Genomic DNA, 26,322 nt, shown 5'->3' with positions numbered 1-26,322 from the left:
GCAACGGATCCTCCTGGTCAAGCGTCTTTGATACATGGGAGTCGCATTGACATCCCACAATTACATACTGGGTATGCAAAATGAAGTACAAAAAATGACGGACCCGCCACGAGCCGACGAACCGGGCCGGCATGATCGGGCGGTGACCTCCATGAAGGACAAGATGCTCGCCGGCGAGCCGTACCTGGCCGACGATCCGGACATCGTCGCCGACCTGGCCCGGGCCGCCCGGCTGATGGAACGCTTCAACACCAGTCCCGCCGACGACCCCCAGGCCCGGATCACGGCGCTGCGGGACCTCCTCGGCGAACTGGGCGAGGACACCTGGATCCGCCCGCCGTTCTACTGCGACTACGGCTGGCAGATCCGAATCGGCCCGCGCAGCTTCGTCAACTACAACGCCGTCTTCCTCGACGTCGGCCGGATCACCCTCGGCGCGGACGTCCAGGTCGGCCCGAACGTGCAGCTGCTCACCCCGACACACCCGGTCGAACCCGGCCCGCGACGGGACAAGTGGGAGGCGGCCCGACCGATCACCATCGGCGACAACGTGTGGCTCGGCGGTGGCGCGATCGTGTTGGCCGGCGTGACGATCGGCGTGAACACCGTCGTCGGGGCGGGCGCCGTGGTCACCCGGGACCTGCCCGCCAACGTCGTGGCGGTCGGCAACCCCGCCCGACCCGTCCGTCAACTCGACTAGGGTGCGCCATCGAGGGCTAACTCGAGCGGGAACACGGAGGACAGCATGGGCACGATCCACATTGACCTGTTCGCGACACTCGACCTGGTCGCCCAGGCCCCGGGTGGTCCCGAGGAGGACCCCGAAGGCTTCCCGTACGGAGGGTGGCAGGCGCCCCTGTTCGACGAGACGGGCGGCCGCCAGGTCATGGACGGCATGCGGGGCATGGACGCGCTGCTCCTGGGCCGCCGGACCTACGACATCTTCGCCGCGTACTGGCCGCACCAGGCCGACGGCGTCGACGGCGGAATCGCCACCCTGTTCAACAGCATCCCGAAGTACGTCGCCTCACGCGGCAACCCGGATCTGGGCTGGGAGGGCTCGACACACCTCGGACCCGACCTGGTGACCGCCGTCCGGGCGGTGCGGGACAAGCACGAGAAGGTCCACGTGATCGGCAGCCTGAACCTGGTGCAGACGCTGCTGCACGAGCGCCTCTTCGACCAGCTCAACCTGTGGATCTTCCCCATCGTGCTGGGCGTCGGCAAGAAGGTGTTCGACGGCGGCGCGGTGCCCGCGAACCTGACCCTGCTCGAACCGCCAGCCACCTCCGGCAGGGGCGCGGTGCTCCTGCGGTACGGCCTCGCCGCCGGGACGCCCGGCACCGGGGACATGAGCCGCCCGGGACGCGGCGTCGAGCAGTAGCGCGTCCCGGCTGGCCCGTGGTCAGGCCGGCGGGGGCTCCGACAGGCGGACCACCAGATCAGCCCGGTCGGCGGTGGGGGTGATCAGGGCCGCGTTCGCCTCGTCGCTGCCCAGCGCCCACGCCCGCGCCTGCTCCGGGGACCTACCGAACGCCTCGTGCCGGGCGGTCAGCCGGCGGTGCCGCACCTCGGCCTCCAGGTCGAGAAACCACGCCTCGTGCAGCAGCGGTCGGATCTCCTGCCAGGGGAAATCCCGCAACAACAGGTAGTTGCCCTCGGTCACCACCAGCCGGACCGAGGGCAGCACCTCGATGGCGCCGGCCACCGGCTCCTCCAACTCCCGGCGGAACTCCGGGGCGTAGACCGACGTCGGCTCCAACCGGTGCAACCGGCGCAGCAGCGAGACGTACCCGTTGACGTCGAAGGTGTCCGCCGCGCCCTTGCGGTCGGCGCGGCCCAGGCGGACCAGCTGCGCCTGCGCCAGGTGGAAGCCGTCCATCGGCACCAGACAGGCGGCCGACCCGACCTCGGCGACGATCCGTTCCGCCAGGGTGGATTTCCCGGCCCCCGGCGCGCCGGCGATGCCGAGCAGTTGTCGCGGGCCCGCCTCGGCGAGCGCCTTCGCCCGCGCCACCAGCTCGTCGACGGAGAGCACCCGGGCCGGCGGCATCAGCCCAGAACCGGGTCGCTGATGGTGAACCGCGCCTGCACGGCCGCCTGCACGGTCTGCGGCTGCGGGTCCAGCTGAAGCTCCGGCGGACCGCCCGCGTCGGCGGCCCCGGCGAAGGCCGCACGGGCGAACATCGGCCGGTCGACGGGGCCCGCGTCGGCCAGCTCGATCAACGAGGTGACCCGCGCGCCCAGCGCCTCCGCGTACTCCCGGGCGCGCAGCAGCGCGTCGCTGATCGCGGCGTGCCGGGCCGCACGATGGGCGGGGCTGTCCGGACGGAGCTCCCACCACGGGCCGGCCACCTCGACCTGGTCCTGGTCGGCGAGCCGGAGCATCAGCTCACCCAGCGCGGTGAAGTCGGTGACGGTGACGGTGGTGGTGACACTGCCGTGCCAGGCGACCACCCGCTCACCCGAGCGCCGGGTCTCCGGCCACACCCGCAGGTCGCCGGTCTCCCGCCGGGCCACCGCCGGCCCGGAGCCGTCCAACAGCACCCGGACCGCCGCGGCCCGCTCGGCCAACCGGGTCAGCGTCGCCTCCCGGTCCCGGTCGCGGGCTGTCGCGGTGACCGCGAACCGGGCCAGCTCGGGCGGCACCTCCTGGTACGCCTCGCCGCGCACCTGCACCACCGGACCGTCCACCGCCATGCCCCTCAGCCTAGTCAGCCACGGGACGCCGCGCCGCGTAGGAGACAGTGTCCGCGTCGACGTGCAGACCGCTCAGATGGCCGCCGCTCACCCCCAGCTCCCGCAGCCAGGACACCTCTGCGGCGTGGTCACCACCGGCCGGGAACCGCCTGTCGTCCGCGTCGAACCGCCGGTCGCGCAGCGCCGCGCGGGCGGCGCGCGCCTCGTCGTACCGGGCGGTGAGCCCGGCGGCGTCGTCGGCGCGCAGCGCGGTGGTCAGGTCGTCCAGGAACCTGGTGACCTCGGCCAGCTCCCGCAGCACCTGGTCCCGGTTGCCCAGCAGCATGTTGGCGGTCCGATCGGCCGGGGTCCCGGCGACCCGGGTGCCGTCGGAGAAGCTGCCGGCGGCGAGCGCGAGTATCGCGTCGCGCAGTGGTGCGCGCTGCACAGCACCGGCCAGCGCGCCGGCGAGCAGGTGCGGCACGTGTGAGGCGAGCGCGGCGGCCGAGTCGTGCTCAGTGGCCGACATCGGCACCACCCGGGCCTCGAAGTGCTCCACCAGCAGCGCGGCCAGCCAGCGGAACGCGGTGATCGCCGGCCCGGGGGCCGGACAGAGCACCCAGGCCGCGCCGGTAAGCAGGTCCGCCCGCGCGGCGGTCAGCCCGGCCCGGTCGGTGCCCGCCATCGGGTGGCCGGGCACGAACCGGTGCGTCAGCCCCTGCGCGGCGGCGAACGCCGCCACCTGTTCCTTGGTGCTGCCGACGTCGGTCAGCACACACCGCTCACCGGTCATCGCCGCCACCTCGACCAGCGTCGACGGCAGGGTGGGCAGCGGCCCGCACAGGAAGACCACGTCCCGGTCGGCCACCGCCTCGACCAGCCGGTCCGGCGCGGGTACGCCCGCCCGTCGGGTCTCCCGCCGGGTGGCCTCGTCCGGGTCCCACCCGACCACGTCGACGCCGGCGGCCACCAGCCGGAGCAGCAGCGAACCACCGATCAGGCCGGTGCCGACCACCGCCGCCCGCACCCGCGCACCTGGCCTGTCCACCATCCGCACACCTCGATGTTCCTGCTGGGCTCGCGGGGCCGCGACGGCCCCGACCAGGTCCGGCGCCGAGGATATCGGTCGGCGCGGGCCGGTCGTCGCGCCGCGGACCCGGGACGGCTCGACCCGCCCGGACCGCGATCAGGCCAGGCGCGCGGCGACGGCGGCGACGTGCTCGTCGGACTCGGTCAGGGCGACGCGGACATGCTGCCCGGCCGTGGGGCCGTAGAAGACGCCGGCGGCGACCAGGATGCCGCGTCGGGCCAGCCAGTCGACCGTCTGCCAGCAGTCCTCACCTCTGGTCAGCCAGAGGTACAGGCCCGCCTCGGAGTGCTCGACGGTGAACCCGGCACCGGTGAACGCCGCGGTGAGCACCTCCCGCCGGGCGCGGTAACGCTCCCGCTGCTCCTCGGCGTGTCGCTCGTCCTCCAGCGCTGCCACCATGGCCGCCTGCACCGGCGCGGGCACGATCATGCCGGCGTGCTTGCGCACCTTGAGCAGCTCGGCGACGAGCGCCGGGTCGCCGGCGACGAACCCGGCCCGGTAGCCGGCGAGGTTGGACCGCTTGGAGAGCGAGTGCACGGCCAGCACCCCGGCGTAGCTGCCCCCGCTGACCTGCGGAGACAGCACCGAAACCGGGTCGGCCGACCAGCCCAGGGGCAGGTAGCACTCGTCGCTCGCGACGACGGCGCCGCGCTCGCGGGCCCAGTCGACCACCTTGCGCAGGTGCGCCGCTGGCAGCACCCGGCCGGTCGGGTTGCCGGGCGAGTTGACCCAGACCAGCCGGACCCGTGGGGTCGGCCCGAGCGAGGTGAGCGAGTCGGTACGGACGACGGTGGCGCCGGCCAGCCGAGCACCGTCCTCGTAGGTGGGGTACGCGATCGACGGCACCACCACCACGTCCCCCGGGCCGATCCCGAGCAGCGTCGGCAGCCAGGCCACCAGCTCCTTCGAGCCGATGGTCGGCAGCACTCCGAGACCGTCGACGCCAGCGCCACAGGCCCGGGACACCCACGCCGCGATGGCGGCCCGCAACGCCGGGGTGCCGGCGGTCAGCGGGTAACCGGGAGCGTCGGACGCGTCAGCAAGCGCCCGCCGGATCACCTCGGGCACCGGGTCGACCGGCGTACCCATGGAGAGGTTGATCAGGCCCTCCGGATGCGCCGCGGCCAGTGTGGCCGCGGCGTCCAGGGTGTCCCAGGTGAACTCGGGCAGCCGCGACGAGACCGGCGCGGGCCGGTTCAGTGGCCCTCGCCGCGCGGCGGCTGCGCGGCGACGAAGGTGGCGTCCTTCTCCACCTTGCCGATCTTCGAGGCACCACCGGGCGAGCCCAGATCCTCGAAGAACTCGTAGTTCGCGCCGGTGTAGTCCTTCCACTGCTCCGGGACGTCGTCCTCGTAGAAGATCGCCTCCACGGGGCAGACGGGCTCACAGGCACCACAGTCGACGCACTCGTCGGGGTGGATGTAGAGCATCCGGTTGCCCTCGTAAATGCAGTCGACCGGGCACTCCTCGATGCATGCCTTGTCGAGCACATCTACGCACGGCTCGGCGATGATGTAGGTCACCGGTCTTCTCCTCCGCAAGACTCGCCGCGATCTCCCGCGACGGTAAGAGCCTAGTATCTCGCCGGGGAGGGGGTCGATCGTGCTCCGACAGCAGGATGTGGGACACCGAATCGTGGTCCGCCGGATTGTGGGGATTCGCGAGGGCCGCCCGCTATTCTCCGACGCTCTCGGCGAGCTGGTCGAGCTGAGCGAGACTCATCTCACGCTGGCCACCGCGCAGGGGCAGCTTCGGGTTCCGGTGGCGCAGGTCCACCGGGCCAAGCGCGTACCGCCGACCCGTCGGCCGACCGCCGCCGCGGTGGTGGCGCTGGAGCGGGCCGCCGACGAGGCCTGGCCGGCACCGACCCGGGGCCGGCTGGGTGACTGGCTGCTCCGGTCGGCCGAGGGCTGGACCGGGCGCGCCAACTCGGCACTGCCGATCGGCGATCCGGACCGGCCGCTGGCCGCCGCTGTCGACGCCGTGCAGCGCTGGTACGCCGAGCTGGGCCAACCCGCGTTGGTCAACACGCCGCTGCCGCTCGCCGCCCCGGTCGGCGCCGAACTGGACGCCCGCGGCTGGGGCACCCGCCCACCGACGCTGGTGCAGACCGCGCCGCTCCCCCGGCTCGCGTCGGCCCCCGCCGACGAGCACTGCGGCACGTCCATCGACCAGGGCGACGCCAGGGGTGCACCGACCGATACTGCCGACCCCGCCTCCGGCACACCGGACGCCGCCGCTCGGATCGACGCCGCCGCCGGTGCGCCAGCCGGCGGGAGCAGTGCGGTCGTCGATCTGGCCGCCACGCCGAGCGACGAGTGGCTGGCCATCGCCGCCGGGCGCAAGGGCGGCCTACCGGAGGCCGCCCGGCACGTCCTCTCCGCGGTGGACCAGGTCCGCTTCGCCCACGTGTACGCCGACGGCACCCTGGTGGCGATCGGCCGTGGCACAGTGACCGGCCAGGGGCGCTGGCTGGGCCTCAGCCTGATCGAAGTGCTGCCGGTGGCCCGCCGACAGGGACTGGCTCGCCGTGTGATCAACGAACTGGCCGGCTGGGGGGCGTCCGGCGGCGCAACGCACGCCTTTCTCCAGGTCGAGCAGCGCAACGAAGCGGCGGTCGCGCTCTACCAGCGGCTCGGGTTCGTCACCCACCACACCTACCTGACCCGGGTCGCCCCGAGCAGATGATCGACTCGAGTGTCAACAAGTCGCGGCGTCCCGGCGGTGGTCGACTCGACTTTCCGGAAATCGCGGCATTCCGGCGCCCGGGACACCCCGACTTCACGGAAACCGAGTCGATCAAGCTTGGGGGCGTGGGACGGACCGCCACACGTACCGCCGGACGGGCCGAGGCTGGCGCGGGTCGGGCTGGGCCGGTGGTCAGCGGCGCACGACCCGGCGCGGCTTGGCGGCCTTGACCTCCGCGTACCGCTTGAGCTGCTGAGAGCGGTAGTCACGGCCGAGCGCGGTGAGCACCAGGTAACCGACCAGCACCCCCGCGCCGGTGGCGAGCAGGTAGAGCCAGATCTGGGCGAAGAACGTCCCCGCGCCACCGGCGAACGGGTTGTGACCGACCAGCAGGGGCCCGACCAGCACTGTCAACACCATCGCCACCGGCACCACGAGGGCCATGTCAGCCGCCCAGTCCGCCAACGGCCGGCGTCGACCCCAGCGGAAGGCGACAACGGCGAGGATCAACCCGATCACCGCGAACATCGTCAGCGACACCCGGTCGGCGGCGGTGTCGTCACCGTCGAAGCCGAACTCGGTGATCAGCCGGGCGACCACGTTGACCGCGAACAACGCTGCTACGAGCACCCCGATGTCACGCCACCGCTTGTCCATCGCCGGACCCTCCTGCCGTACGCCCCGTCGTGGGGTTCGCATCCCTGGCAGGAATATCTACCACCCTTACCTGGGATCCGTCATCAGCCGGCAGCAGCCCGGCAGCAGCCACGGCGTCAGCCGCCGAGCATGGGCGGCTGCGGGGCGAGAATCTGCCGGAAACCCATCACCGCGAACGTCATCGCGCCCGCCACGATCATGGCCAGCCCGACCCAGTTGTCGCCGGCCAGCAGCAGGTCGCCCTCGCTGGTCCGGATGGCGGCGACCGCCATCAGCGCGAACCACGGCACCGCCGGCAGCGCCACCGCCCAGCGACGGCCGACCGCCTCGTGCGCGAACCAGCTCAACACGATGTTGGCGCCGATGGCGAGGAGCACCGACACACCGACCAGTTGCCCGCCGACGCGGACCGTGGCGAGCAGCAGCTCCAGCACGCCGGTCACCACCCCGGCGACGGCCACGACGAGCGCACCGACCAGCCGCAGACCCAGGTCCACCAGTCGCGGCGGTGGCCCCGCCGGGGGCGGGGCTTCCTGGTCGTCCACGACCGTCACCGGTGCGGCCGGCAGCGTCACCGCAGACCCGCCGCCGCGACCGGGGAACGGTCCGGGGCGGGCTGCGCGGGCAGACCGGCGAAGAGGTCGTCCTCCCAGCCGTACGGCCCGGCGCCCGGACCCTTCTCGCCGACCGCGAGGGTGAAGAACTCCACACCCATGAACTCGCCGCCGAAGTTGCCGGCGATCGAGTAGAGCCAGGAGTTGGCCGGGATCTGGGTGGCGTGCGCCCGCATCGCGGCCTCCTTGGCCAGGTGCTGGTCGGTGCCGTCGATCCGGGCGGCGATCTGGGCGTCCGGGGTGCCGAAGGGCAGGTCGGCGATGTCCTCGATGCCGCCGAACGGGTTGTCGGACGACTCGGCGAAGTGCGCCATGCCGGCTTCCAGGACGCTGAGCGGCATGGCCGTCCAGTAGACCTTCGCCGGGGCGCAGCCCTGCGCGGCGGCCAGCTCGACGGCGCGCATGGCCACCCGGTGCGCCTGGATGTGGTCGGGGTGGCCGTAGAAGCCGTTCGGGTCGTACGTGACGAGCACCTGTGGGCGTACCTCCCGCATGATCTCCACGAGATGCCCCGCGGCCTCGTCGAGGTCGGCCTGCCAGAAGGCCCGGGGGTGCTCGTTGGTCGCGAGCCCCATCATCCCGGAGTCGCGGTATCGGCCCGCGCCGCCGAGGAAGCGGTGGTCGCGGACGCCGAGCGCGGCACACGCGGCAGCCAGCTCGGCGATGCGGTACCCGCCGAGCTGGTCGGCCTCGGCGGCGGCGAGCTGGGCCAACGCGGGCACGTGGATCTCGCCCTCCTCGCCGAGCGTGCAGGTCACCAGGGTGACGTGCGCGCCGGCGGCGGCGTAGTGGGCCATCGTCGAGCCGGTGCCGATCGACTCGTCATCGGGGTGCGCGTGGACCAGCAGCAGGCGGCGGTCGGGCAGCATCGTCACGACGGTCACTCTAACTGGCAGTTCTCCCCGGCCGAGGCTGACGCGTCCGCCCAGGTCGGCCACATCACCTCCGCTGCGGCTCTACGATTTGGCGTGTGGACTTTCCGGAGCTGGCCGCCCGCACCCGCCGGTTCAGCCACGGCGCGCCACGCGCTGTCTCGGTGGCTGAGGACGGCTCCCGGGTGATCTTCCTGCGCTCCGCCGGCCCCGAGGATCCGGCGGACGCGCTCTGGCTGCTGGACGTCAGCACCGGCGAGGAGCGGCTGGTCGCCGATCCGGCGACCCTGCTGGGCGAGGGCGGGGACGTTCGGTCCCTCTCCCCCGGCGAACGGGCGCTGCGCGAGCGTCTGCGGCTCAGCGCCGCCGGCATCGGCTCGTACGCGTTGGACGCGGCCGGCCGGGTTGCGGTGTTCGCGCTGGCCGGGCGGCTGTTCCGGGCCGACCTGGTGCACGGCGACGTGGTGGAGGTGGCGGCCGTCGGCCCGGTGCTGGACCCCCGTCCGGACCCGAGCGGGCAACGCCTGGCGTACGTGACGGACGCCGCCGACGGTGTGCGTCGGGGTGAGCTGCGGGTGATCGACAGCGACGGCACCGACACCCTGCTGGCCGGCGAGGACGCCGGGGTGAGCTGGGGGTTGGCCGAGCACATCGCGGCGGAGGAGTTCGGCCGGTACCGGGGGTACTGGTGGGCGCCGGACGGCCGGATGGTGCTCGCCGCCCGGGTCGACGAGTCCCGCCTGGAGCGGTGGCACCTGCACGACCCGGCGCAGCCGGCGAGCCCGCCGACGGCGGTGGCGTACCCCCGGGCCGGTGGGCCGAACGCGGAGGTCAGCCTGCACCTGCTGGACCTGGACGACGGCTGGGTCGACGTGCACTGGGACCGGGAGACCTACCCGTACCTGACCGGGGTCAGCTGGGGCGAGGGCAGCCCGTTGATCACCGTGCTGCGCCGCTCGCAGCAGCACGGGCTGGTGCTGGCCGTGGACCCACGAACGGGTGAGACGCAGGTGCACGCCGAACTGGCCGACCCGCGCTGGGTCGAACCGATCGCCGGCACCCCCGCCCACCTGCCCGACGGCCGGGTGCTGGTCGGTGGGGAGCTGGCCCACGACGGGTACGACGCCCGGTGCCTGTTCGCGGACGGCACCCTGCTGACCCCGCCGTCGCTGTACGTGCGGCGGGTGGTGGGTCGGCTGCCGGCCGCCGCCGGCCCGGCCGACCTGCTGGTGGAGGCGAGCGACGGCGAGCCGAGCGAACGGCACCTGTTCCGGGTCCGCACCACCATCGGCGGTGGGGTGGACGCGCGCCGGCTCACCACCGACTCCGGCTGGTACACCGCAGCGGTGGGCGGGGACGTGCTGGCCGTCGGCGTCGCGTCACTGGACCACGCCGGGGTGCGCTGGACGGTCCGCCGCGGCAACGAGGAGATCGCCGAACTGCAGTCGTTCGCCGCCACCCCGCCGTACTCCCCACTGCCGCTGCTGGAACGGGTGACTGATCGACGGCTGCCGGCGGCGGTGCTCTACCCGGACAACCACGTGACGGGCCGACGGCTGCCGGTGCTGCTGGACATCTACGGCGGCCCGGGGCACCAGGAGGTCGTGGCGGCGCGGGCCGCGTGGTTGGAACGGCAGTGGTGGGCCGACGCCGGGTTCGCGGTGGTCACCATCGACAACCGGGGTACGCCGGGCGTCGCCCCGTCGTTCGAGAAGGCGATCCACCGGCGGGTCGCCGACGTGATCCTGACCGACCAGATCGACGCGCTGACCGCGCTCGCCGGCAAGCACCCGGATCTGGACCTGGGTCGGGTGGGGGTGCGCGGTTGGTCGTTCGGCGGGTGGCTGGCCGGGTTGGCGGTGCTGCGCCACCCGGAGCTGTTCCGGTGCGGGATCGCGGGTGCGCCGGTGACCGACTGGGCGCTGTACGACACCGCGTACACCGAGCGTTATCTGGGGTTGCCGGAAGACGGCATGGACATCTACGCGCACCACTCGCTGGTCGAGTTGGCCGGCGAGCCGGTCACCGGCCCGGACCAGGCCCGCCCGTTGCTGCTGGTGCACGGCATGGCGGACGACAACGTGGTGGCAGCGCACACGCTGCGGCTCTCCGCGGCCCTGCTGAGCGCCGGCCGGCCGCACGCCGTGCTGCCGTTGACCGGGGCCACCCACATGGCCTCCAATGGCACCGCCGAGCGGCTACTCCCCCTGGAGCTGGATTTCCTCCGCACCCACCTGCTGTAAAGGGCCGCGATCACCAACGCTCCACGAGGTGTTCCCGGCCCGGCGGCGGGTCGTACGGCTCGGGCCAGTAGTCGATGATCTTGCTGATCAACCAGTGCTCGGACAGCTCCAGCCAGACGCACGCGTCCTGCTGCTCCACGCCGACGCGGACGTCGAGCCACAGGGCAGCGAGGCGGCCATCGACGATCACCCGTCGTGGCCGGAGGTGCCAGTCTCCGGGATACTCGGTGTTGAACCGCACGAACGCGTCCTTGCCGCGAATCCGCTCCCGGGTCTGCGGCATCTCGTAGACCACATCGTCGGTGAGCAGAGCCGCCAACCCAGACCAGTCGCGGCGCTCCAAGAGATCAACGTAGGCGTGGGCGGCCCGCCGGGCCGTCGAGGTGTCATCCACGGCGCGGACCCTAGCCGCCACCCACGACACGACGGCGCGCCCTCGGCGGGCGCAGGCAAGCCGGCGAGCGATACGTCAGGACGGTCCGCGGTGCCTTCAGGGGCGGGCGTCGAACTGGGTCCGGGCTTCGAAGACGCGGTCCATGTGTGTCTCCGCCCAGTTCTTGATCGCGACCATGACCGGGAACAGCTCATGGCCGAGCGGGGTGAGCGCGTAGTCGACGCGGACCGGCACCGAGAGGGTGACCGTACGGGTGACCAGGCCGTCGCGCTCCAGCGTGCGCAGGGTCTGGGTGAGCATCTTCTGGCTGACACCGGCGATGCGGCGGGCGAGTTCGCCGTGCCGCAGCGGGCCGCCGGCGAGCGCCGGAATCACCAGGGCGACCCATTTGTCGGTGAGCCTGCTCAGCAGCTCACGGGTAGGGCAACCCTCCAGGAACGCGTCGTAGTCGCGTTTGGCCTGCTCGCGGCGTTGCGCCGCGGATGTCGTCGCCATCGATTCCCCCTCGGGTGCCCTAGGCACTTTACGGTACCTACTTACTGACAGTGCCTGTGATTCGTACGGTCGTGGTGATCAGAAAAAAAGCCACGAAGGAGACGGCGATGCGCGCGGTCAGTTATGCACAGTTCGGAGGGCCGGAGGTCCTGCAGGTGGTCGACGTGCCGATGCCCGAGCCCGGGCCGGGGCAGGTGCGGGTACGGGTCGCGGCGTCGGTGATACATCCGGTCGATCTGATGATCCGCTCCGGTCGGTTCCCGGCCCCGCTGCCGACCGGCCTGCCCTACACCCCCGGCTGGGACGTCGCCGGCAGCGTCGACGCGGTCGGCCCGTCGGTCGAGGAGTTCACCATCGGCGACGAGGTCATCGGCTTCTCGCCGTGGCTACAGACCACCGTCGGCACCCACGCGGAGTACGTGGTCCTCGACGCCGCCTGGCTGACCTCCGCGCCCACCGGTGTCCCCGCCACCGAGGCGGCGACGCTGCCGACCAATGGCCTCGCCGCCGCCCAGGCCCTCGACCTGCTCGCGCTCCCCGCGGGGTCGACGGTGCTCGTCACCGGCGCCGCCGGGCAGGTTGGCGGGTTCGTGCTGGCGCTGGCCCGGGCGACCGGTCTGCACGCCACGGGACTCGCCGGGGCCGACGACAGAGAGTTCGTCGAGTCGCTGGGCGCGGCGTTCCTGTCGCGCGCCGACGACCCGACCGGGACGTACGACGCGGTCATCGACCTGGCGGTGATCGGCCCCTCGCTGCTGGACCTCGTCCGGGACGGCGGCGGCTACGTGGCCGCGTCACCCCCGCTGCGCCCGGAGCCGGTGCGGGGGATCCGGACCTCCGCGCTGGAGGTGCAACCGGACGGATCCCGGCTGGGCGAGTTGGTCAAACTCGTCGCCATCGGCGACCTCCCGCTCCGGGTCGCTCACGTGCACCACTTCGCCGACGCGGCGACCGCCCACGAGCGGGTGGCCCAGGGCGGCGTGCGCGGCGGAGTGGTGCTCGTCCCCTGATCCGCCGCGCCGCCGCCAGACGGAAGGGTCCCCTCCCGCCAAGAATGTCGAGAAGGGACCCTCCCCTGCCCGCGGTCAAGCTACCGCCTGACGTGCGCGTTCGGGATGTTCACGCGATGCTGGGCGCGGACAGCGGTCAGCCCTTGGGACTGGGGCCAAAGCGGTTCGCTCCGGGGGTGCTGTCCGATACGAAGAACACGATCAGGACGATGGCGCCCACGAGCGGCACCACGCCGATCAGCAACCACCACCCCGTCCGGTCGGTGTCGTGCAGGCGCCGCACCGCGACCGCCAGCGCCGGCAGCAGCAGCGCCAGGGAGGCGACAAGACCGATGAAGCCGGTCGACGAGCCCTCGAAGGTCAATCCCAGCGCGCTGTCCAGGATGGCGGCGGCAATGCTGACAAGGAATGTGAACAGGGTGAACCACCAGTACTCAGATCGGCGGGCCCGACCCGAGAAGCCGACGTACTGGCTGAGGACCGACTTGATCGCGGCACCGAAGGACATGACTATCTCCCGTTGTTTGAGGGGTTCTCAAGGTCATCGCGAAGGCAGCCAAGCAGATCGATATCCTGGGGTCAACGGCCGGGCAGCCGAGGAGCAGTAGCCGCAACGCCCACACTCCGAGAGGCGCAGCCAGCATCACCGGGAGCGCCCGCACCGAAGTACACAGATTCCCCTCAACAGGCCACTGCGTCGCCTCACAATCACATTGGCACGAGGACCTGATTCGTGGCTTCGATGAGCAGGCTGCGGGTGCGGGTTCGAAGCCGCTGTGGCCCGCGCCTGAAGACCGATGCCCGAACGAGCTGAGTCAGTCGCCGACTCTCGGTGCCCCCCACATCGACAGGCAGAACGGGTGCCCGGCCGGGTCTGCGTACACGAAGCAGTGGTCCGCGTTGGGCTGATGCTCGAATCGGGTGGCACCGGCTGCCAGCACACGCGCTCCGGTCGCTTCCAGGTCGTCGACGAAGAACTCGAGGTGCATCTGCATCCCCACCTCGCCATCCGGCCAGGTGGGGGGCCGGTAGTCGTCGACCTGCTGGAAGCCGATGTCACCGTTCGGCCCTTCCACCAGCGCCCAGCACTCGTCACCCTTCGCGACCCCGCCGGTGATCTCTGCGTAGAACCGCGCGAGCGCGATGGCGTCGGGAGCATTTACCGTCGTCAGGCTGAGCCTGATCAGGTTCGACATCAACCGATCCCTATCTTTTGGTATGTCGGCGTGAGTTCTTCCCAGCGCTCCGTCCAGCCGGGCGCTCGGGAATCGGAGCTCCAGCCCTCCGGATGGACCGGTCCGTCGACCTCCAGCGACCGACCGAGATCCTCGAGGTGGACCCGCCAACCAGAGGCGTGGGACGGGAGGTGCCCCGTCGGCAGGCCGCGCTCCTCGACCACCAGCCGAGTCCTGGAGCCCTCCTCGGTCAGCCACGCCTCGATCTGCCCCTCGTCGTCCGCACCCGGCTTCGTCGTCAGCAGCAGGTGGTGAGGCGCATCGCACAACTCGATGCGCGCGGGACCGGTCCAACTGCTCGTGAAGACGGCCTGGATGGTGCCGCCGACCCGCATGTCGCCGTCGACCCGGGCGATCCAGCGGGCCAGCCGCTCGGGCGTCGTACACGCCTCCCAGAGGTCGTCGATGCCCGTGTCGTAAAGGGTCTCGACCCGGACTGCTCCGCGGTTTTCATCGAGCGTCCGCATCGTCGCGATCGTGGTCATCGTCGCGCCTTCTTTCCTCGTGCGATCTCGGTCTGAAGAGCGCCGAGCCGGTTCTCCCAGAGCCGGCGGTACTCCCCCAGCCACTCGTCGACCTCGACGAGCGCCTCCGGGCGGAGGGTGTAGATCCGGCGCTGCGCGTCCTGCCGTACGTCGACCAGCCCGGCTTCCCGCAGTACGCGGAGATGCCGGGAGACGCCCGGACGAGCGATCGGGAGGGCCTCGGCCAGCTCTCCCGCACTCGCCGGGCGGTCGCGGAGAATATCGAGAACCGTGCGCCGGCTCTCGTCTGCCAGCGCGTGCAACACGGCGTCCATGGCAGCTAACGTAACCGGATGGGTACGTATCCACAAGGTTACATTCAGCCCTCTCATGGCGCAGGTTGCAGCCGACTCACGCCGGTCTGGCCCTGGGTCTCACGTCACGCCGGCTCGATGGGCAGCCACAGTTCGCAGGTCGCGGTGCTGAAGTCGGCAGCGCGTTCGAGGATGGCAACCATCGATGGGCCCGGCCGCAGCCGCCACGGGTTGGACGGGAACCACTCGGTCGCGGTCGCGGCCCAGGTGTCCTGCAGGGCCTGCGGATGGGGTCCGGCGGTGCGGAAGACCGCCCACTGGCCGGCCGGCACCTCGATGGCGTCCAGGTCGTCGGGGACCGGGGTGTCCCGGGACACCGCGACCCCGTGCAGGTACGTCAGTTCGGTGCCCTCGGTGGCCTCGGCGTCGACGTCGTCGCTGACCTGCAGCAGCCCGGCGGGCTCGGTGTCGCTGAGCGCCTTGAGCCGGACATGCTCCTGCGGTGCCAGCCCGGCGATGTGCTGCTGGATGTGCGGGTTGATGCCCTGGTGGATGAGTGGTACCCGGGCGGCGTGTCCGACGAGCCGGAACGCGGGGCGGTCGGCGATGCGGGTGTCCATGGGGGTGCTCCCTTCGACGGTCAGGCGGAACCTGAGCTGCGGTTGTGTGCGAAGGGGGCCTCCATCGCGGCGTACGTCACCGGGGCTGGCACCGTGGACCGCCCGGAACGCCCGCCCGAACGCCTCGGTCGAGCCGTATCCGTGCCGGACGGCGATGCCCAGCAGATCGTCCTCGCCCCGAACGACGTCGGCGGCGGCGACGGTCATGCGGCGTCGGCGCACGTACTCGGACAGCGGCATGCCGGCCAACGAGGAGAACATCCGACGCAGGTGGTACTCGGTGGTGCCGAGCGTCCTGGCCACCGCGTTGACGTCGAACTCCTCGGCAAGGTGCTCTTCGAGCAGGTCGACAAGCCTGTTGAGTGCCGCGATCACGAGGCCTCCTTTCGACGTCAAGCCTGACCGAAGGACCCTGCCCCGCACCCGACCGTAGCGGTCCGATCCGATCGGGGGCGCGGCTTCCCGGACGACGACAGGGGTCCCCTCCCGACGGCGTTGTCGGAAGGGGACCCCTGAACTTCTGCGCTGCGCCTTACGGCTTGACGTGCGCGTTCACGAACGACGGGTAGCCGAAGACGCTGGAGATGAAGACTCCGCCGGCCTTGGACCCGTGCACGTTGTACGCCACGTCCACGTAGAGCGGCACCACCGGCGCGTGCTCCTTCATGATCCGCTCGTCGAGCTTGGCCCACTCCGGGCCCTGGTCGGCCGGGGCGAGCGCCAGGATGCGGTCCATCTCGGCGTTGACGGCCGGGTCGTTGAAGAAGGACTGGTTGCTGTTGCCCTCGGCCTTGATGGTGCGGCCGTCATAGAGCACCGGCAGGATCGACGCCCCGCTCGGCCAGTCGGCAGCCCAGTTACCGATGTACAGGTCCCAGGGGTTGTTCTTCTTCTTGATCTCGTCGAGCTTGGCGTCGTCGGAGATGTTCCGCAGCGTGATCTTGAAGCCGGCCCGCTCCAGGTTGGCCTTGAGCTGGGCGCCCTGCTGCTGCTCGGTGGAGTTGTCGGCGACGCCGAGGACCAGCTCCGGCGTCTTGCCGCCGAGCAGCTCCTTGGCCTTGTCGACGTTGCCGTTGGGCCCGGCCGGGTACGCCTCGTACGCCTTGTAGCCGATGGTCGACGACGGCATCAGCGTGGTCAGCGGTGCGGCGACGTTCTGGCCGCCGAGCACCTTGATCATGCCTTCGCGGTCGATGGCGTAGTTGAGCGCCTGCCGGACCTTGAGGTCGGTGACCCGTTGGTTGTTGATGACCAACTGGTTGGCGCTCGGGGTCGGCGAGAGGATCGTCCGGGACTTGAGCGCGGCGTCTCCGGCCACCTTGGCGACCAGCGAGGCGGGCACGGTGTTGAACGCCAGTGCGCTCTGGTCAGCGCCGTTGTCGGCGATCACCCGGTTGTTGGCGGCGTCCGCGGTCGGCCCGAAGGTCCAGACGAACCGGTCCGGGTACTGGTGGCGCACCGGGTCGGTGTTGGCGTCCCAGTTCGGGTTGCGCTCCAGGGTGAGCTGGACGCCCACCTGGTTCTCGGCGACCCGGTACGGGCCGGACGAGAACGGCTGCTTGTCCACGTTGATGCCGGTGTCCTTGTCGGCGGGCAGCGGCGCGGTGGTCGGCAGCGAGGCGGCGAACGGCAGGTCGCAGCGGGGCTTGGCGAACTCGAAGCGCAGCGTCTTGGCGTCCGGCGTGGAGAGGCCGGGCGGCAGCGACGTCTTGTTCTTCTTGAAGTCCCACTTGGTGTCGAACTGCGCGGTGTCGGCCAGCCACTCCTGGATGTAGGTGGGGCCGCCGGCGAGGTCGGGGTCGAAGGACCGGGCGATGCCGTACGCGATCTCCTTGGCGGTGATCGGCCGGCCGTCCTCGAACTTCACCCCGTCCTTGATGGTGAATTCCCAGACCTTGCAGTCGTTGTTGACGTTCTTGCCCGGGGTCTCGGCCAGGTCACCCACCAGGACCAGGCCACCCTTGCCGTCGTCCTTCCAGGTGGTCAGGTAGCGGGACCAGAGCGGGTTGGCCATGAGACCGGCGAACGAGTACGTCCGTTGCGGGTCGAGGTGGGAGATCGGCGATTCCCGGATGACGGTGAAGGTGCCGCCCTTCGCGGCGCCGCTCACCTCGGCCGCCGGCCCCTGCGAGTCCTTGGGGTCGGTCGCGATGACCCCGGTCTGCTTCCGGTCGGTGTCCACCGTCGTGCCCTCGCCCGTGTTCTTCGAGCACGCACCCAGTGCCACAACCAGAGCAATCGCGCCGCCTGCGGCAACCGCCACGCGTGGTCGCATGAAGTACCTCCTTCAGCCATGTGCCGTGCGGTTTCGTCGGGGCGAGAACCGCCGACGTCCCGAGGATCGTAAGGAAGAAAACCTACGAGTTGTGTAACAGTTGTCGATAAATTTCGCCATCCGTCGGCGTGGCGGGCACCGTGGGGTCAGCGCAGCCGGACCCGGGGGTCGATCACCGCGTAGAGCAGATCCACCAACACGTTCGCCAGGACGACGAAGACGGCCGCGATCAGCACGGTGGCCATGATGGTGGGCAGATCGCCCGAGCGCACCGCGTCCACCGCCGTACGCCCCAACCCCTGGATGCCGAACGTCGTCTCGGTGATCACCGTCCCGCCCAGCGCCCCGCCCACGTCCAACCCGGCGATCGTCACCACCGGAGTGATCGCCGCGCGCAACGCGTGCCGCCCGTACACGGTGGGTTTGGCCAGGCCCTTGGCCCGCGCGGTCCGGACGAAGTCCTCCGACAGCGTCTCCAACATCTGCGCCCGGGACAGCCGGGCGTAGATGGCCGAGAACAGGAACGCCAGCGACACCCAGGCGAGCGCCAACCCACTGGCCCATTTCGCCGGGTTCTCGAACACCGACGTGTAGCTGGGCACCGGCAGCAGCCGCAGGTTGTAGACGAAGACCATCAGCAGCACCGCGCCCACGAAGTACAGCTGCAACGACGCGCCGGTCAACGAGAAGCCGATGGCGGCCCGGTCCAGCCAGGTGCCCCGACGCAACGCGGAGATCATGCCAAGACCGACACCGAGCAGCAACCACAGGATCGCCGCCGGGATCACGATGCTCAGCGTCACCGGCAGCACCCGGGCGATGGTGTCCGAAACGGCCTCGTTGGTGACGTACGACCAGCCCAGGCAGGGCGCGTCGCACCGACCACCCTGGGCGCTGCCCAGGTCCCGGCCGGTCACGATGCCCTTCATGTAACCGGCGTACTGGCTGATCAGCGGGTCGTTGAGGCCCAGGTCGTCGCGGACCCGTTCCAACCGCTCCGGGTTGCAGTTCTTCGAGCAGATGCTGCTCACCGGGTCACGCGGCAGGGCGAAGAACATCAGGAAGGTCAACACGCTCACCGCGAACAGGGTCAGCGTGGCCGAGAAGAGCCGCTTGAGCAGAAACCGCGCCATGGGGTACCCCCTACCGGGACGACTTCGGGTCGAGCGCGTCCCGCAACGCGTCGCCGAAGAGGTTGAAGGCGAACACCAGGGCGAAGATCATGACGCCCGGGAAGAACACGTACGCCGGGTCGGTCTGGAGGTAGTCCAGACTGTCGTAGATCATTCGGCCGAAGCTCGGCGTCTCATCACTGAGCCCGACGCCGATGAACGACAGCGCCGCCTCGCTGGTGATGAACTGCGGCACCGCCAGCGAGAACGAGACCAGGATCGGCGCCCAGATGTTCGGCAGCAGCTGCCGGAAGAGCATGTGCCCCAACCCGGCGCCACTGGCCTTGGCCGCCTCCACGAACTCCCGCTCCCGCAGCGCGATGACCTGCCCACGGACCAACCGCGCGGTGCTGGTCCAGCCGAAAATGGCGAAGACGGCGATCAGCACACCCACCCCGAACGCGGACGACACCTGCCCCCGCTCGCCGTAGAAGCGCAGCGTGATGGCGGGGGTGAGGGCCAGCGCGATGATCAGGAAGGGCATCGCCAGGGTCAGGTCGGTGATCCAGTTGACCACCGCGTCGAGCCAGCCACCGAGATAGCCGGCGAGCGTGCCGAGCGTGACGCCGATCGTCGCGGTGATCAGCGCGGCGGCGAGCGCGATGAACAGCGACGTGCGCAACCCGTAGATCAGCCGGACGAAGATGTCCCGTCCCAGCCCCGGTTCCAGCCCGAACCAGTGGTCACCGGTGACACCGCCGGCGTACCCCAGCGGCATGCCGTTGCCGTCCAGCAGATTCTGGAACTGCTCCCGCGGCCCGACCCCGTAGACCATCTCGATCAGCGGCGCGGCCAACCCCAACACCATGAAGAACACCAGGAGTACGCCGCTGACCACTGCCGTCCGGTCACCGCGCAGCCGCAGCCAGGCGAGCTGCCCGGGTGAGCGGCCGACGACACCCCTGGCGGCGGTCGTGCTCGCGTCCGGGTCGGACTCGATCTCGGCCAGCGCCACACCCTCCACCGGGGAGAGACTCACGACGACACCTCCTCGTCGACCTGGGTGATCGACCCGGCTGGTTCGGGGGTGGTGCCGGCCGTTTCCCCTTCGGGGCTCGTGCCGGCTGATTCCCCTTCGGGGCTCGTGCCGGCTGATTCCCCTTCGGGGCTCGTGCCGGCTGATTCCCCTTCGGGGAAGTGACACGCGGTGGCCTGCCGGCCGCCGTCGCGCGGGACCAGCGCGGGCTCCTCGGTGGCGCAGATGTCCTGCGCCTTCCAGCACCGGGTGCGGAACCGGCAGCCCGACGGCGGGTCGAGCGGGGTGGGCACGTCACCGGTCAGCCGGATCCGGCCCGCCGGGCCGAGCTGGGTGACGTCCGGGATCGCCGAGAGCAGAGCCCGGGTGTACGGGTGCTGCGGGCGCTCGTAGATGTCCTCCCGGTCGCCGATCTCCACGATCCGGCCCAGGTACATCACCGCGACCCGCTGGCAGAAGTGCCTGATCACCGCCAGGTCGTGCGCGATGAAGACGAACGCCAGGCCGAGTTCCCGTTGCAGGTCACGCAGCAGGTTGACGACCTGCGCCTGGATCGACACGTCCAGCGCGGAGACCGGCTCGTCGGCGACGATCAGCTTGGGCCGCAGGGCCAGCGCGCGGGCGATGCCGATGCGCTGGCGCTGGCCGCCGGAGAACTCGTGCGGGTACCTGTTGTAGTGCTCCGGGTTCAACCCGACCAGCTCCAGCAACTCCTGCACCCGCGCCTTGATCCCGCCCGGCGGCTTGATCCCGTTGACCTGCAACGGCATCGCCACGATCCGGCCGACGGTGTGCCGGGGGTTCAGCGACGCGTACGGGTCCTGGAAGATGATCTGGAGTTCCTGTCGCAGCGGACGCAACTCCCGGCGGCCGGCGTGCGTGATGTCCCGGCCGGCGAACTCGATGCTGCCGCTGGTCGGCTCCAGCAGCCGCACCAGCATCCGACCGGTGGTGGTCTTGCCGCAGCCCGACTCCCCCACCAGGCCGAGCGTCTCGCCCGGGCGCACGTCGAAGTCGAGCCCGTCCACCGCCCGCACCAGGCCGGTGGCGCGCAGCCCCTGCCGTACCGGGAAGTGCTTGGTCAGGCCGCGGACCCGCAGCAGTGGTTCGTCGGTCATCGGGCCACCCCCACGGATGCGATGTCCTCGGCGTAGAACGTGGCACGCTCCTCTTCGCCGAGGTGGCAGGCGACCAGGTGACCGGCCGCGCCGGCCGGGCGCAGCTCCGGCACGTCGGTGCGGGAGCGACTGCCGGCCCGGTCGGCGTACCGGCAGCGTGGGTGGAACGCGCAGCCCTGCGGCAGGTTGATCAGGCTGGGCGGGTTGCCGGGGATGGGCACCAGGTCCGCGTCCGCGTCGCCGTGCAGCGACGGCACGCTGGAGAGCAACCCCCAGGTGTACGGGTGCTGCGGCGAGCGGAGCACCTGCTCGACGCTGCCCCGCTCGACGGCCCGCCCGCCGTACATGACCAGCACGTCGTCGGCGACCTGGCCGACCACGCCGAGGTCGTGGGTGATCAGGATGATCGCGGAGTGGAACTCGGCCTGCAGGTCGGCGAGCAGGTCCAGGATCTGCGCCTGCACTGTCACGTCCAGCGCCGTGGTCGGCTCGTCGGCGATCAGCAGCGCCGGGTCGTTGACCAGGGACATCGCGATCATCGCCCGCTGTCGCATGCCGCCGGAGAACTCGTGCGGGTACTGGTCGAAGCGACGCGCCGGCTGCGGGATGCCCACCCGGTCCAACATGTCGACAGCCCGCTGGCGGGCCTCCCGCCGGTTGGCCTTCAGGTGGTGCACCCGGTACGCCTCGGCGATCTGCCGGCCCACCGTGTAGTACGGGTGCAGCGCCGACAGCGGATCCTGAAAGATCATCGCCATGTCCCGGCCGCGCAGCCGGCGTACCTCCTCGTCGGCGAGACCGACCACCTGCCGGCCGCCCACGGAGATCTCCCCGGTGATGGTGGTCCGTTTCGGGTCGTGCAGGCCGAGGATGGCCAGCGAGGTGACGCTCTTGCCGGAGCCGGACTCACCAACGATGCCGAGGGTGCGACCCCGGTCGACGGAGAACGACACCCCGTCGACGGCGCGCACCACGCCGTCCGAGGTGTCGAACCGGACCCGAAGGTCATCCACCCGCAGGTAGGCGTCCTGGTCGGAGCGTTGTGCCGGCACGGCGGGACGGTCGTCCGGTTCGCCGGACGGCAACGGTTCCGAGCTGTCCACGGCCACCTCCCTCAGTGACGAAGGGAACTTACAGGAAAGTCCCGAGGGTGAAAATAAGCTACAAAGTCGGCACGTGTCAGCGGGCCCGAGCGTAACGAGTCGGCATCGGCCCCGCACCCCCGTCACCTCCCCATCCACACCCGTTCATGCCGCGATCGCACGCTGGATGCGCTGCCGCCCGCGCCCCGCGCCCCGCGCCCCGCGCCAAGATCCGAGCAACTTCCCCGATGTTGCTGTCTCCGACAGGCAGGAGACAGCCTGACCGTGCGTCTCCACCAACGGCAGGGCGGCCACTACCTGGAGAGGGCAACGACCAAGCGCGGCGAGGTTCTGGAACTGACCGAGCCGGTGCGGGCGACCATCCGGCCGGAGGAACTGCTTCCCTGACAGGTGTGGGCGGCTGGCCTAGGGTCGGTCCATGACCGAGTTCGACGCGGCGACCGCCGCCGTACAGGCCGCCCTCGACGCGGGCGCGCGGTACGCCGACGCCCGGGTGATGCACCGCCGCTACGAGTCGATGACCGCGCGCAACGGTGACGTGGAGGAGCTGACCCAGGACGAGAGCATCGGGCTGGGAGTCCGCGCGTTGGTCGGGGCGAGCTGGGGCTTCCACGCCGTACCCGATCTGTCGGACGCCGCCGCCCGCGACGCCGGCCGGCGCGCGACCCGGATCGCGATGGCGAGCGCGCGGGTGCCGGGCCCTCCGGTCGACCTGGTGCCGGTCGAGGCGGTCACCGCGAGCTGGGCCTCCGGCTGCCAGATCGACCCGCTCGGGGTGCCCCTGTCCGACAAGGGCGATCTGCTGGTCGACGCGACCCGCACGATGGCCGAGCACGGCGCGGATCTGGCCGAGGGCCTTTACCAGATCTGGGACACCGCGAAGTGGTTCGTCTCCAGCGAGGGCCACCGGATCGACCAGCGCATCCGCGAGTGCGGTGGTGGCATCTCGGCCACCTCCATTGGCGACGGCGAGACGCAGCGCCGGTCCTGGCCCAGCTACCGCGGCCAGTACGGCACGACCGGGTGGGAGCTGGTCGAGTCGCTGGACCTGGCCGCGCACGCCGCGCAGATCGCCGAGGAGTCCCGGGCGCTGCTCACCGCGCCGCAGTGCCCGGCCGGTGAGACGGATCTGATCCTCGGCGGCGAGCAGTTGGCCCTCCAGATCCACGAGTCGGTGGGGCACGCCATCGAACTGGACCGGATCCTCGGGTGGGAGGCGGCGTTCGCCGGCACGTCCTGGCTGGACCTGGCCCAGCTCGGTTCGCTGCGCTACGGCTCGGAGCTGATGAACATCACCATCGACCCGACGATCCCGGGCGCGTTGGGCAGCTTCGGTTTCGACGACGAGGGCTCCCCGGCGGTCAAGCGGGACGCGGTCCGCGACGGTCGCTGGGTGGGGGTGCTCGCCGGCCGGGACTCCGCAGCGATGGCCAGCCTCGACTACGGCGGCAGCGTACGGGCCGACGGGTGGGCGCGGCTGCCGATGGTGCGGATGACCAACGTCGGCCTGGAACCCGGCCCGCACACCCTGGAGGAGATCATCGCGGCCACCGACGACGGGGTGCTGATGGACCTCAACCGGTCCTGGTCGATCGACGACAAGCGTCTCAACTTCCAGTTCGGCTGCGAGGTCGGCTGGGAGATCAAGAAGGGGCGGCGGGGGCGGATGCTGCGCAATCCCACGTACACCGGGATCGGCCCGCTGTTCTGGCGCTCGATGGACATGCTCTCCGGTGAGACGGTCTCCTGGGGGACGCCCAACTGCGGCAAGGGCCAGCCCGGCCAGATCGGGCACACCGGCCACCCGGCCGCGCCGGCCCGGTTCCGCAACGTCCGGGTGGGGGTGTCGGCATGACCGAGCTGGAGCTGGCGGGGCAGGTTGTGGAGTTGGTGCGGCGGCTCGGCGGGCCGGCCGCGCAGGCGGAGGCGGTGGTGACCCGGGCGGACCTGGCGTTGACCCGGTTCGCCAACTCGGGCATCCATCAGAACGTTTCCGAGTCGACAGTGGGGGTCCGACTGCGGGTGCACGTCGACGGTCGGACGGCTGCCGGCGGCGGCAGCGTGGTCACCGCCGACGGGTTGTCCGCACTGGTGGAGCGCACCCTGACGGCGGCGCGGCTGTGCCCACCTGACCAGGGCTGGCCGGGGTTGACCGCGCCCGTGCCGATGCCGCAGGCGCCGCCCGTCGACGAGGCCACCGCGCAGGCCGAGCCGGATCAGCGGGCCGACCGGGTGGGGGCGTTCGTGGCCGCCGCCGGGGGCCTGAGCACCGCCGGTTACTGCCGTACCGCGCACCGCTCGTCGGCGTTCGCCAACTCGGCCGGGCACTCGGCGTACGGCCGCTCGGTGGAGGCGGCGATGGACGGCATCGCCCGCCGCGACGGCGCGGACGGGGTGGCCCGGCGCAGCGCTGACCGGCTGTCCGACCTCGACGGCGCCGAGTTGGGCGCGCAGGCGGCGGCGAAGGCGCAGGCGGCGGCCGACCCGGTCGAGTTGCCGCCGGGGCACTACGAGGTGGTGTTCGAGCCGGCCGCCGTGGCGGACCTGTTGCAGAATTTGTCGTTCTACGGCTTCAACGGCAAGCGGTACAACGAGCGGCAGTCGTTCGCCGAGCCGGGCGCGGCCCAGTTCGACAGGGCGGTGACAGTGGTGGACGATCCGCTGGGCGGGTCCGGGTTGCCGTTCGACGCGGAGGGCACCGGCCGGGGGGCGTTGACGTTGGTCGAGGCGGGCACCACCAGGGCGGTGGCCCACGATCGCCGGACCGCCGCCGAGGCGGGCACGGAGTCCACCGGGCACGCTGTCGCGGGGGGTGCCACCTGGGGCCCGATGCCCCGCAACCTGCGGCTGAGTGGTGCGGCGGCGGGCCCGGCCAGTGCCGCGGGCCGGAGCACCACCGGCGCGGCGGCCGGCGCTGTCGTCGACGCGGACACCGCCGCGTTGGTGGCTGGGGTACGCCGGGGCCTGCTGGTCACCGACCTCTGGTACACGCGGGTGCTCGACCCGAAGAGCCTCGTCGTCACCGGGCTGACCCGCAATGGTGTCTGGCTGATCGAGGACGGCACTGTGGTCAGGGCGGTCCGTGACCTGCGGTTCACCGAGTCGTACCCGAGGGCGCTGGGGCCGGGGGCGGTGCTCGGGCTGGGTGCGCGGGCGGTGCGTCAACCGGATCGGGTGGACGGTGCCTGGTGGGCGGCGCCCTCGTTGCGGCTGGCGTCCTGGCACTTCACCGGAGGCGCCTCCGGTTGATGGTCAACCGGCGCGCGGAAACCGGCTCGCTGGGGGCTTTTCCGCAGGCCAGACACACGGGACACTCCCTTGCGCGGACGGCCCGCAGAGATCGGCGTAACGTGTGTCACTTAGCTGCGTCGGTCGATCCGGCGCGGTCGTTGGTGTGCGCATGACGTGGCAGCGGGTGCGGGTTCGCCGGTCCGCGTGCCGACCGGAGAGAGATCAGCCCGCCCGTACGGGCCCGTCGAGGAGACGACTCGAATGACTTCAACGGCAACGAGGCCGAGGGGGGCGCGGGCGCGCGCCGCCATCGCGGCGAAGACGTTGCGTACCGACCGATGGTGGTTCGCCCCGCTGATCACCGTGATCGGGCTCAGCGCCTGGGTCGTGTACGCGACGGTCCGTGTCTTCATGCACGACTTCTACTGGGTCGCGGATTACCACTACCTGACCCCGTTCTACTCGCCCTGCGTCACGGAGCGGTGTATCGAGGGCGCCTCGCACTTCGGCCGTTTCCTGCCCGGCTGGTGGATCATCCCGGACGCCGCGCTGACGCTGCCGTTCCTGCTGCTGTTCCGGCTCACCTGCTACTACTACCGCAAGGCGTACTACCGGTCGTTCTGGCTGTCGCCGCCGGCCTGCGCCGTCCCGGACGGGCACAAGGAGTACAGCGGTGAGACCCGTTTCCCGCTGCTCGGGCAGAACCTGCACCGCTACTTCTTCTACGCCGCGGCGATCATCTCGCTGATCAACACCTGGGACGCGATCCTCGCGTTCCACTCGCCGAAGGGCTTCGGCTTCGGGCTGGGCAACATCATCCTGGTGCTCAACGTGGTGATGCTCTGGGCGTACACGATTTCCTGCCACTCCTGCCGGCACATCATCGGCGGCCGGCTCAAGCACTTCTCCAAGCACCCGGTGCGCTACCGGGCCTGGACGTTCGTCTCGGCCCTGAACGTCCGGCACATGCAGCTCGCCTGGATCACCCTCGGCACCCTGGCGCTGGCCGACTTCTACATCATGGCGCTCGCTGCCGGCTGGTTCTCCGACCTGCGGTTCATCAACTAAAGGG

29 protein-coding genes are annotated in these 26,322 nt (G+C 71.2%); 9 read left to right on the top strand and 20 right to left on the bottom strand.

Annotated features, from left to right (window positions below; translation table 11 throughout):
• The first annotated feature begins 142 nt into the window (after nucleotides 1-142).
• Nucleotides 143-700, top strand: coding sequence for a sugar O-acetyltransferase (locus ACX27O_RS17465; RefSeq protein ID WP_307857893.1), 558 nt, complete (start codon nucleotides 143-145; stop codon nucleotides 698-700).
• A 45-nt stretch (nucleotides 701-745) separates the two neighbouring features.
• Complete coding sequence (locus ACX27O_RS17460) at nucleotides 746-1,384, top strand: dihydrofolate reductase family protein (protein ID WP_210866489.1); 639 nt, start codon at nucleotides 746-748, stop codon at nucleotides 1,382-1,384.
• A 21-nt stretch (nucleotides 1,385-1,405) separates the two neighbouring features.
• Here the strand turns inward: ACX27O_RS17460 and ACX27O_RS17455 are convergent, their stop codons facing one another.
• From ACX27O_RS17455 to fdxA, 5 genes are all read right to left on the bottom strand, one after another.
• Nucleotides 1,406-2,053 (bottom strand): nucleoside/nucleotide kinase family protein, encoded by a 648-nt coding sequence (locus ACX27O_RS17455; RefSeq protein WP_030337549.1) that lies wholly within the window; start codon nucleotides 2,051-2,053, stop codon nucleotides 1,406-1,408.
• A complete protein-coding gene (locus tag ACX27O_RS17450) occupies nucleotides 2,053-2,700 on the bottom strand; it encodes an SIMPL domain-containing protein (RefSeq protein ID WP_030337548.1) in 648 nt (215 codons plus the stop codon). The genes ACX27O_RS17455 and ACX27O_RS17450 overlap by 1 nt, the downstream gene beginning before the upstream one ends.
• A gap of 10 nt (nucleotides 2,701-2,710) precedes the next feature.
• On the bottom strand, nucleotides 2,711-3,730 hold the full coding sequence (locus ACX27O_RS17445) for a prephenate dehydrogenase (protein WP_030337546.1): 1,020 nt from the start codon (nucleotides 3,728-3,730) through the stop codon (nucleotides 2,711-2,713).
• A gap of 135 nt (nucleotides 3,731-3,865) precedes the next feature.
• Nucleotides 3,866-4,969 carry a succinyldiaminopimelate transaminase gene (gene dapC / locus ACX27O_RS17440; RefSeq protein WP_036412562.1) on the bottom strand — a complete coding sequence of 368 codons (1,104 nt, stop codon included), beginning with the start codon at nucleotides 4,967-4,969 and terminating at the stop codon, nucleotides 3,866-3,868.
• Nucleotides 4,966-5,292 carry a ferredoxin gene (gene fdxA / locus ACX27O_RS17435; protein ID WP_007464872.1) on the bottom strand — a complete coding sequence of 109 codons (327 nt, stop codon included), beginning with the start codon at nucleotides 5,290-5,292 and terminating at the stop codon, nucleotides 4,966-4,968. Before fdxA ends, dapC begins: the two co-directional genes overlap by 4 nt.
• Nucleotides 5,293-5,371: 79 nt before the next feature.
• On the opposite strand from fdxA, the gene ACX27O_RS17430 reads away from it, so the two are divergent.
• A complete protein-coding gene (locus ACX27O_RS17430) occupies nucleotides 5,372-6,457 on the top strand; it encodes a GNAT family N-acetyltransferase (protein ID WP_210866488.1) in 1,086 nt (361 codons plus the stop codon).
• A gap of 192 nt (nucleotides 6,458-6,649) precedes the next feature.
• Here the strand turns inward: ACX27O_RS17430 and ACX27O_RS17425 are convergent, their stop codons facing one another.
• From ACX27O_RS17425 to mshB, 3 genes are all read right to left on the bottom strand, one after another.
• Nucleotides 6,650-7,114, bottom strand: a complete 465-nt coding sequence (locus ACX27O_RS17425; protein ID WP_030337542.1) for a hypothetical protein — start codon at nucleotides 7,112-7,114, stop codon at nucleotides 6,650-6,652.
• Nucleotides 7,115-7,230: 116 nt separating this feature from the next.
• Complete coding sequence (locus ACX27O_RS17420; RefSeq protein WP_030337541.1) at nucleotides 7,231-7,689, bottom strand: hypothetical protein; 459 nt, start codon at nucleotides 7,687-7,689, stop codon at nucleotides 7,231-7,233.
• On the bottom strand, nucleotides 7,686-8,612 hold the full coding sequence (gene mshB / locus ACX27O_RS17415) for an N-acetyl-1-D-myo-inositol-2-amino-2-deoxy-alpha-D-glucopyranoside deacetylase (RefSeq protein WP_030337540.1): 927 nt from the start codon (nucleotides 8,610-8,612) through the stop codon (nucleotides 7,686-7,688). The genes ACX27O_RS17420 and mshB overlap by 4 nt, the downstream gene beginning before the upstream one ends.
• Nucleotides 8,613-8,698: 86 nt before the next feature.
• On the opposite strand from mshB, the gene ACX27O_RS17410 reads away from it, so the two are divergent.
• The gene (locus ACX27O_RS17410; RefSeq protein WP_030337539.1) at nucleotides 8,699-10,843 is read left to right on the top strand and encodes a S9 family peptidase; all 2,145 of its coding nucleotides are present in this window, start codon (nucleotides 8,699-8,701) and stop codon (nucleotides 10,841-10,843) included.
• Between the two features lie 10 nt (nucleotides 10,844-10,853).
• Here ACX27O_RS17410 and ACX27O_RS17405 read toward each other — a convergent pair whose 3' ends face one another.
• Nucleotides 10,854-11,237, bottom strand: a complete 384-nt coding sequence (locus tag ACX27O_RS17405; RefSeq protein WP_245233763.1) for a nuclear transport factor 2 family protein — start codon at nucleotides 11,235-11,237, stop codon at nucleotides 10,854-10,856.
• Nucleotides 11,238-11,333: 96 nt separating this feature from the next.
• On the bottom strand, nucleotides 11,334-11,732 hold the full coding sequence (locus ACX27O_RS17400; RefSeq protein WP_210866487.1) for a winged helix-turn-helix transcriptional regulator: 399 nt from the start codon (nucleotides 11,730-11,732) through the stop codon (nucleotides 11,334-11,336).
• Nucleotides 11,733-11,839: 107 nt separating this feature from the next.
• Here ACX27O_RS17400 and ACX27O_RS17395 point away from each other — a divergent pair, with 107 nt between their 5' ends.
• Nucleotides 11,840-12,742: an NADP-dependent oxidoreductase gene (locus ACX27O_RS17395; RefSeq protein WP_210866486.1), complete on the top strand. Its 903-nt coding sequence runs from the start codon at nucleotides 11,840-11,842 to the stop codon at nucleotides 12,740-12,742.
• Between the two features lie 136 nt (nucleotides 12,743-12,878).
• Here ACX27O_RS17395 and ACX27O_RS17390 read toward each other — a convergent pair whose 3' ends face one another.
• The 10 genes from ACX27O_RS17390 to ACX27O_RS17345 all read right to left on the bottom strand — a co-directional run bounded on the left by ACX27O_RS17390 (nucleotide 12,879) and on the right by ACX27O_RS17345 (nucleotide 21,968).
• Nucleotides 12,879-13,250, bottom strand: coding sequence for a DUF805 domain-containing protein (locus ACX27O_RS17390; protein ID WP_030337534.1), 372 nt, complete (start codon nucleotides 13,248-13,250; stop codon nucleotides 12,879-12,881).
• 307 nt (nucleotides 13,251-13,557) lie between these two features.
• Nucleotides 13,558-13,938: a VOC family protein gene (locus ACX27O_RS17385; RefSeq protein WP_030337533.1), complete on the bottom strand. Its 381-nt coding sequence runs from the start codon at nucleotides 13,936-13,938 to the stop codon at nucleotides 13,558-13,560.
• On the bottom strand, nucleotides 13,938-14,462 hold the full coding sequence (locus ACX27O_RS17380) for an SRPBCC domain-containing protein (RefSeq protein WP_210858863.1): 525 nt from the start codon (nucleotides 14,460-14,462) through the stop codon (nucleotides 13,938-13,940). The genes ACX27O_RS17385 and ACX27O_RS17380 overlap by 1 nt, the downstream gene beginning before the upstream one ends.
• Nucleotides 14,459-14,776, bottom strand: coding sequence for an ArsR/SmtB family transcription factor (locus tag ACX27O_RS17375; protein ID WP_030337527.1), 318 nt, complete (start codon nucleotides 14,774-14,776; stop codon nucleotides 14,459-14,461). Before ACX27O_RS17375 ends, ACX27O_RS17380 begins: the two co-directional genes overlap by 4 nt.
• Before the next feature lie 104 nt (nucleotides 14,777-14,880).
• Entirely contained in the window at nucleotides 14,881-15,750 is an 870-nt protein-coding gene (locus ACX27O_RS17370; RefSeq protein WP_030337525.1) for an AraC family transcriptional regulator, read from the bottom strand.
• A 157-nt stretch (nucleotides 15,751-15,907) separates the two neighbouring features.
• On the bottom strand, nucleotides 15,908-17,650 hold the full coding sequence (locus ACX27O_RS17365) for an ABC transporter substrate-binding protein (RefSeq protein ID WP_030337523.1): 1,743 nt from the start codon (nucleotides 17,648-17,650) through the stop codon (nucleotides 15,908-15,910).
• A gap of 146 nt (nucleotides 17,651-17,796) precedes the next feature.
• The gene (locus tag ACX27O_RS17360) at nucleotides 17,797-18,783 is read right to left on the bottom strand and encodes an ABC transporter permease (RefSeq protein WP_030337522.1); all 987 of its coding nucleotides are present in this window, start codon (nucleotides 18,781-18,783) and stop codon (nucleotides 17,797-17,799) included.
• A 10-nt stretch (nucleotides 18,784-18,793) separates the two neighbouring features.
• Nucleotides 18,794-19,801, bottom strand: coding sequence for an ABC transporter permease (locus ACX27O_RS17355; protein ID WP_210866485.1), 1,008 nt, complete (start codon nucleotides 19,799-19,801; stop codon nucleotides 18,794-18,796).
• Nucleotides 19,798-20,916, bottom strand: coding sequence for an ABC transporter ATP-binding protein (locus ACX27O_RS17350; protein ID WP_458939735.1), 1,119 nt, complete (start codon nucleotides 20,914-20,916; stop codon nucleotides 19,798-19,800). Before ACX27O_RS17350 ends, ACX27O_RS17355 begins: the two co-directional genes overlap by 4 nt.
• Nucleotides 20,913-21,968 carry an ABC transporter ATP-binding protein gene (locus ACX27O_RS17345; RefSeq protein ID WP_458939758.1) on the bottom strand — a complete coding sequence of 352 codons (1,056 nt, stop codon included), beginning with the start codon at nucleotides 21,966-21,968 and terminating at the stop codon, nucleotides 20,913-20,915. The genes ACX27O_RS17350 and ACX27O_RS17345 overlap by 4 nt, the downstream gene beginning before the upstream one ends.
• A gap of 315 nt (nucleotides 21,969-22,283) precedes the next feature.
• Here ACX27O_RS17345 and ACX27O_RS17340 point away from each other — a divergent pair, with 315 nt between their 5' ends.
• The 4 genes from ACX27O_RS17340 (at nucleotide 22,284) to ACX27O_RS17325 (ending at nucleotide 26,318) form a co-directional block, all read left to right on the top strand.
• Entirely contained in the window at nucleotides 22,284-22,406 is a 123-nt protein-coding gene (locus ACX27O_RS17340; RefSeq protein ID WP_387222460.1) for a hypothetical protein, read from the top strand.
• 31 nt (nucleotides 22,407-22,437) lie between these two features.
• Nucleotides 22,438-23,874: a TldD/PmbA family protein gene (locus tag ACX27O_RS17335; RefSeq protein ID WP_210866483.1), complete on the top strand. Its 1,437-nt coding sequence runs from the start codon at nucleotides 22,438-22,440 to the stop codon at nucleotides 23,872-23,874.
• Nucleotides 23,871-25,268 carry a TldD/PmbA family protein gene (locus ACX27O_RS17330; RefSeq protein ID WP_387222458.1) on the top strand — a complete coding sequence of 466 codons (1,398 nt, stop codon included), beginning with the start codon at nucleotides 23,871-23,873 and terminating at the stop codon, nucleotides 25,266-25,268. Before ACX27O_RS17335 ends, ACX27O_RS17330 begins: the two co-directional genes overlap by 4 nt.
• Before the next feature lie 243 nt (nucleotides 25,269-25,511).
• A complete protein-coding gene (locus tag ACX27O_RS17325; protein ID WP_279519808.1) occupies nucleotides 25,512-26,318 on the top strand; it encodes a hypothetical protein in 807 nt (268 codons plus the stop codon).
• The last annotated feature ends 4 nt before the right edge of the window (nucleotides 26,319-26,322 follow it).

This window comes from Micromonospora sp. SD19, from assembly GCF_054462275.1.
The sequence above is the reverse complement of the archived record's forward strand: the minus strand, read 5'-3'. Positions and strand labels throughout refer to the sequence as shown.